Source organism: Streptomyces sp. 13-12-16 (assembly GCF_002114215.1).
Lineage (GTDB): Bacteria > Actinomycetota > Actinomycetes > Streptomycetales > Streptomycetaceae > Streptomyces.
In genome coordinates this window covers 1-4,654 of the sequence record NZ_NCTE01000517.1, presented here as the reverse complement: position 1 = coordinate 4,654, position 4,654 = coordinate 1, and the positions used below count along the sequence as shown (strand labels likewise).

Genomic DNA, 4,654 nt, shown 5'->3' with positions numbered 1-4,654 from the left:
GGTGCCGGCACTCCCCCGCCGGTCGTCCGGCCCGGCCCGGCGCCGGCGGCCGGCCTCCGGGTCACGGTCCGGCCGCTGGACCCGGTCCCGGCGCTCGCGCCGTTCCGCGCCCCGGTAGGGTTCGCCTCCGGGAAGGGGAAGGTGAGGGGAACCGGATGAGCAGGGATCTCGGCTCTCGTGGGCTCCGCGGACTCGGCAGGTGGGCGCTCGTGACCGCCCTGTCGGTGACGGCGAGCGGCTGTGTGGTGGTGCACGGTGAGCGCGAGGTGCTCCCGGCCACCACCCGCGCCGAAGCCGCCGAGGCGCTCGAGGAGTTCACGGCCGCGTACAACAAGGCCGACAAGGCGTACGACAGTTCCCTGGACGCCGGCCACATCACCGGTGCCCTCGCCGACATCGACGAGGCACGGCTGAAGGCCGGGCGGGCCAACAGCCCGGAGGGCAACGCCTCGCACACGCCGCTGGAGCTGACGGACGCGAAGTTCACCATCCCGAAGAAGGCGGGCTGGCCGCGCTGGTTCCTCGCCGACGCGGCCGGCAACAAGGGCGGCGGGTCGCGCTGGCTGCTGGTGTTCACCCGGAACGGGCTGGACGAGACCTGGGAAGCGGCGTATCTGACGCTGGTCGCCCCGGACGACATACCGGAGTTCAGGACCGACGAGGACGGGTGGGCCGAGGCCGTGCCCGCGGACTCGGCGGAACCGGCGGTGCCGCCGGGCGAGTTGAGCGAGGACTACACCACGTATCTGAAGGAGGGCGGGAACTCCTTCGCCGAGGGCCCGCACACCAGCGAGTGGCGGGCCCTGCGCGGGAAGAAGTCGTCGCGGCCGGGGCTGGCCACGCAGTACATCGACGAGCCGGTGACCAACGGCGACTACGCGCCGCTGGCGCTGCGCACCGAGGACGGCGGGGCGCTGGTGTTCTTCACCACCCGCCACTTCCAGAAGCAGACCGCCGCGGCCGGGGCGTCGGTGCCGACGCCGAACAAGGACGTGCTGGCGCTGACGACCGGGGAGATCCGGCAGTCGCTGACGATGGAGTTCGTCTCCAGCGGGGTGGCGCTGGACCCGGCCGACGGTGCGGTGGAGATCCTGGGGCGGGTCCAGGGGCTGACCTCGGCGCAGGGCGAGTAGGCCCCGGCCCGGGTCAGTGGCGCAGGGGCCAGGCCGTGCCCGCGTGGTCGGACTGTTCGCCGGCGTGGCGGGCGCAGGAGTCGGTGAGGACCTCCAGCAGGCTCAGCGGGTCCGGCAGCGGATGCTCGGGGCCGCGTACCCAGCGCACCGCCCGGTCGTCGCCGCCCGGGAGGCGGGCCGGCGGGACGAGGACGTAGGAGCCGCGGCAGTGCCAGCGCAGGCCCGGGTGCTCGTCCATGGTCTCGGGGTGGCAGTCCAGCTCGCACGGCCACCACTCGTCCTCGTCCTCGGGGGTGCCGCGGGTGAGGGTGAAGAACAGCAGGCGGCCGTCGTCGCTCTCGGCGACGGGGCCGACCTCGACACCGGCGTCGAGGAGGCGGGTGAGCGCCTCGCGGCCTGCGTCGAGGGGGACGTCGAGGACGTCGTGCACCATGCCGGTGGCGGTGATGAAGTTGGCCTGCGGCTGGTGGCGGGCCCAGCGCTCGATCTGGGCGCGGTCGGTGGTCGACTGCGTCTGCCAGGCGAACGACACCGGGTGCCGGGCGGGGGTCGGACAGCCCACGCGGTCGCAGGAGCAGCCGTATCCGGCGGCGGGGTGGGCGGCGGGCGCGAGCGGCAGTCCCGCTCCGGCGGCGGCGAGCAGCAGGGCCTCGCGGCCGCTCTCGTCGGCGGGGGCCTGCTTCGGGCGGCGTCCGCGCAGCCACTGGGAGAGCCTGCCCTGTCGGCCGGTCCGGCCGCCGAACTCCGCGCTCATCTATCCCCTCGCCTCGCCGTCGTGCCCAACAGCATGCCCCATGGTCCCACGATCGTGCGCGCCGGGGGGCCGGAGCGCACAATCGGCGCAGGTGGGGCGAGGTGGCCCCGAGGGGACGAGGGTGGTGAAAGGTACACGCACGGCGCGGGCGCGTGCACCGTTCGGGGTGCCATCGGGCGGCCTGCGGCGAGGTGCGGACCTACCGTGGTCGTCATGGTCACAAGTGTCGCGTCGACGGGCCTGGCGGCCGTGGCTTCCGTGGTCGCGCTGGCCCTCGCGGGCCCTGCGGGGCCGCTGGAGTGGGGCGACGGGCCGCTGACGGTGGACTCGCTGCCGCGCGTCCCGTACGTCGCCCACCGGGGCGGGGCGCGCGAGGTGCCGGAGAACAGCATGTCGGGGCTGATGGCGGCGTTCCGGCGCGGTACGGCGCAGGTGCTGGACTTCGACACGCGGGTGCTGCGGGACGGCACGCCGGTGGTCTTCCACGACGCGACCCTGAACCGCACGACCTTCCTGGGCGGCGAGGTGCGCGGCCTCGACGCCGGGGAGTGGCGGGGCGTACGGCTGCGTCCGCGCGACCGGCTGCCGGGGAGCTGGCGATCGGAGCGGCCGCCGACGGTCGCCGAGGTGCTGGACCGGTTCGGCGGGCGGACCGTGCTGATGCTGGAGGCGAAGGACCCGCGCGGTGTGGAGCGGCTGGCCGCGCTGATCCGTGCCCGCGGTCTGACCCGCTCGGTGTTCGTGAACACCAACGACCCCGGGGTCGCCCGCCGCGTCCACCGCCTGGGTCTGCTGACCCAGCTGTGGCGCTCGGCCCGCCAGATGCGCACCGACCGGCCCGAGCGGTGGCGCTCCTACGTCGATCTGCTCGACGTCGACGTCAAGGCGCGGGACGCCGATCTGCGGCGCGCGGTGCGCTCCGGCATCCCCCGGGTGTGGGCCCACACGGTCGTCACCCCGAGCCAGCGCGACCGCGCCCTGGCCCTGGGCTGCAACGGGATCATCACGGACGCGCCGGGGCGGCTGGCCCGGCATCCGGCGCGGGTGCCGGGGAGGGTGAGCGCGGTGCTGGGGCGGTGAGGGCGCCGGCCGCCCGGTGCGGTGGTCCGGTGCGGCGCGGTGCGGTCAGCGGGGGGCGATGCCGTGGAGGGCGTAGTCGACGAGGGTGTCGGTGTAGTCGTAGGTGATCGGACCCGTGTACTGGAGCCAGCGCTGGGCGAGGGGGGAGACGAAGAGTTCCAGGGCGATGCGCGGGTCGACGTCGGGGCGGATCTCTCCGGTGCCCTGGGCGGAGCGCAGGCGGTCGACGTAGAGCTGGAGCTGGGGTTCCAGCAGTCTGGCGACGAACTCGCGGCCGAGTTCCTCGTTGACGACGCCCTCGGCCGCCAGGGCGCGGGAGGGGGCCTCGAAGGCGGGGTCGCGCAGTTCGTCGACCGTGGCGCGCAGGACGTGCTTGAGGTCGGCGGCGAGGTCACCCGTGTCCGGGAAGGCGTACGGGGCCTGGCCCGCGGCCTCCGCGGCCTGCTCACCCATGTCGAGGAAGGCTTCGAGGAGGACGTCCGCCTTCGACGACCACCATCGGTAGATCGTCTGCTTGCCGACTCCGGCGCGGGAGGCGATGCCCTCGATGGTGGTCCTGGGGTAGCCGACCTCGGCGACCAGGGCGAGGGCGGCGTCGTAGATGGCCCGCCGGGAGCGCTCGCTGCGGCGGGTGGTGTCGGGGGCGGACCTGTTCGCGGGCATGGGTCGAATCTACCAGTTGACAAGACGGTGCGTCTCGCCTGACAGTGGAAGTGACCGAAGGCGAGACGATACGTCTCGTACTGACGAGAGGGGAGTGTCATGACCCGAGGTGGAGCCGGAAACATGCTGGGCGTCGGCGGCACCCGGCAGCACCTGGACCGCAAGGCCCTGCGCGGGGGCGGACGCGGGGACCGGATCGGGGGCGGTGCCGACCCCCGGGTCCAGAAGCGGGAACTGCTGCGCAGGCTGCGGGAGCAGCGGGAGGAAGGTGACGGCGCGGCGCCGGATCAGCCGCCGGCGGGCGGCCAGGGGTCGCCCCAGTCGGTGTCACGGGCCGCCCGGTAGAGGTCGCCGTGGCGTTTGGTGACGGTGGTACGGCGCAGGGCCGGGTCCTTCTCGCACAGGTCGAGGAGGACCTGGCCCTTGCGGATCTGCGGCTTGCGCACGACGCGGGCGGGGGCCGGGTCGACCGGGAGCCGGGTGGCGGCGACGTAGCTGAACTTCTCGTCCTCGTAGGCGAGTGAACCGCCCTTGACCTGGCGGTGCAGGGAGGAACGGCTGACCCGCGCGGAGAAGTGGCACCAGTCCGTGCCGGGGGCGATGGGGCAGGCGGCGCCGTGCGGGCAGGGGGCGGCGACGTGGAAGCCGGCGGAGATCAGGCGGTCGCGGGCCTCGATGACGCGGGCGTAGCCGTCGGGGGTGCCGGGTTCGACGATCACGACGGCCTGCGCGGCGTGGGCGGCCGCGTCGACGAGGGCGGCGCGGTCGGGGGCGGTGAGCTCGTTGAGGACGTAGGAGACGGTGACGAGATCGGTGCTCTCGATGGTGAGCGCTGCTCCGATACGAGAGCGGTGCCAGCGGGTGTCGCGCAGGGCGGGGTTGGCGGCGGCGAGTTCCCGGCCGAGGGCGAGGGCGGGCTCGGCCCAGTCGAGGACGGTCACGGGCCGCTCCCCGTCCCAGGTCGCGCTCACCGCCCAGGCCGCCGCGCCGGTGCCGCCGCCGACGTCCACGTGGCCGCCGGGCG

General features: G+C 74.5%; 6 protein-coding genes and 1 pseudogene. 4 read left to right on the top strand and 3 right to left on the bottom strand.

The window, feature by feature from the left end:
- Together B7767_RS48175 and B7767_RS20900 are read left to right on the top strand one after the other, a co-directional pair.
- Positions 1 to 259, top strand: a pseudogene (locus B7767_RS48175) (hypothetical protein); the annotation flags it as partial.
- Complete coding sequence (locus B7767_RS20900) at positions 156 to 1,133, top strand: hypothetical protein (protein ID WP_085573540.1); 978 nt, start codon at positions 156 to 158, stop codon at positions 1,131 to 1,133. The pseudogene B7767_RS48175 and the gene B7767_RS20900, both read left to right, overlap by 104 nt.
- A gap of 13 nt (positions 1,134 to 1,146) precedes the next feature.
- Here B7767_RS20900 and B7767_RS20895 read toward each other — a convergent pair whose 3' ends face one another.
- Positions 1,147 to 1,887 (bottom strand): bifunctional DNA primase/polymerase, encoded by a 741-nt coding sequence (locus B7767_RS20895; protein WP_085573539.1) that lies wholly within the window; start codon positions 1,885 to 1,887, stop codon positions 1,147 to 1,149.
- A gap of 213 nt (positions 1,888 to 2,100) precedes the next feature.
- Here B7767_RS20895 and B7767_RS20890 point away from each other — a divergent pair, with 213 nt between their 5' ends.
- Positions 2,101 to 2,967, top strand: coding sequence for a glycerophosphodiester phosphodiesterase (locus B7767_RS20890; protein WP_085573541.1), 867 nt, complete (start codon positions 2,101 to 2,103; stop codon positions 2,965 to 2,967).
- A 45-nt stretch (positions 2,968 to 3,012) separates the two neighbouring features.
- On the opposite strand, the gene B7767_RS20885 is transcribed toward B7767_RS20890, so the two are convergent.
- On the bottom strand, positions 3,013 to 3,630 hold the full coding sequence (locus B7767_RS20885; RefSeq protein WP_085573538.1) for a TetR/AcrR family transcriptional regulator: 618 nt from the start codon (positions 3,628 to 3,630) through the stop codon (positions 3,013 to 3,015).
- 99 nt (positions 3,631 to 3,729) lie between these two features.
- Here B7767_RS20885 and B7767_RS20880 point away from each other — a divergent pair, with 99 nt between their 5' ends.
- Positions 3,730 to 3,975 carry a DUF6243 family protein gene (locus B7767_RS20880; protein WP_085573537.1) on the top strand — a complete coding sequence of 82 codons (246 nt, stop codon included), beginning with the start codon at positions 3,730 to 3,732 and terminating at the stop codon, positions 3,973 to 3,975.
- Here the strand turns inward: B7767_RS20880 and B7767_RS20875 are convergent.
- The coding region (locus B7767_RS20875) for a small ribosomal subunit Rsm22 family protein (RefSeq protein ID WP_085573536.1) at positions 3,918 to 4,654 on the bottom strand (737 nt) is incomplete at its 5' end. The two genes, B7767_RS20880 and B7767_RS20875, sit on opposite strands and share 58 nt — an antisense overlap.

Bases quoted from the DNA above. Each gene is read 5' to 3' on its own strand.
- B7767_RS20895 (WP_085573539.1), bottom strand. From the start codon at position 1,887: ATGAGCGCGGAGTTCGGCGGCCGGACCGGCCGACAGGGCAGGCTCTCC.
- B7767_RS20900 (WP_085573540.1), top strand. From the start codon at position 156: ATGAGCAGGGATCTCGGCTCTCGTGGGCTCCGCGGACTCGGCAGGTGG.
- B7767_RS20890 (WP_085573541.1), top strand. From the start codon at position 2,101: ATGGTCACAAGTGTCGCGTCGACGGGCCTGGCGGCCGTGGCTTCCGTG.
- B7767_RS20880 (WP_085573537.1), top strand. From the start codon at position 3,730: ATGACCCGAGGTGGAGCCGGAAACATGCTGGGCGTCGGCGGCACCCGG.
- B7767_RS20885 (WP_085573538.1), bottom strand. From the start codon at position 3,630: ATGCCCGCGAACAGGTCCGCCCCCGACACCACCCGCCGCAGCGAGCGC.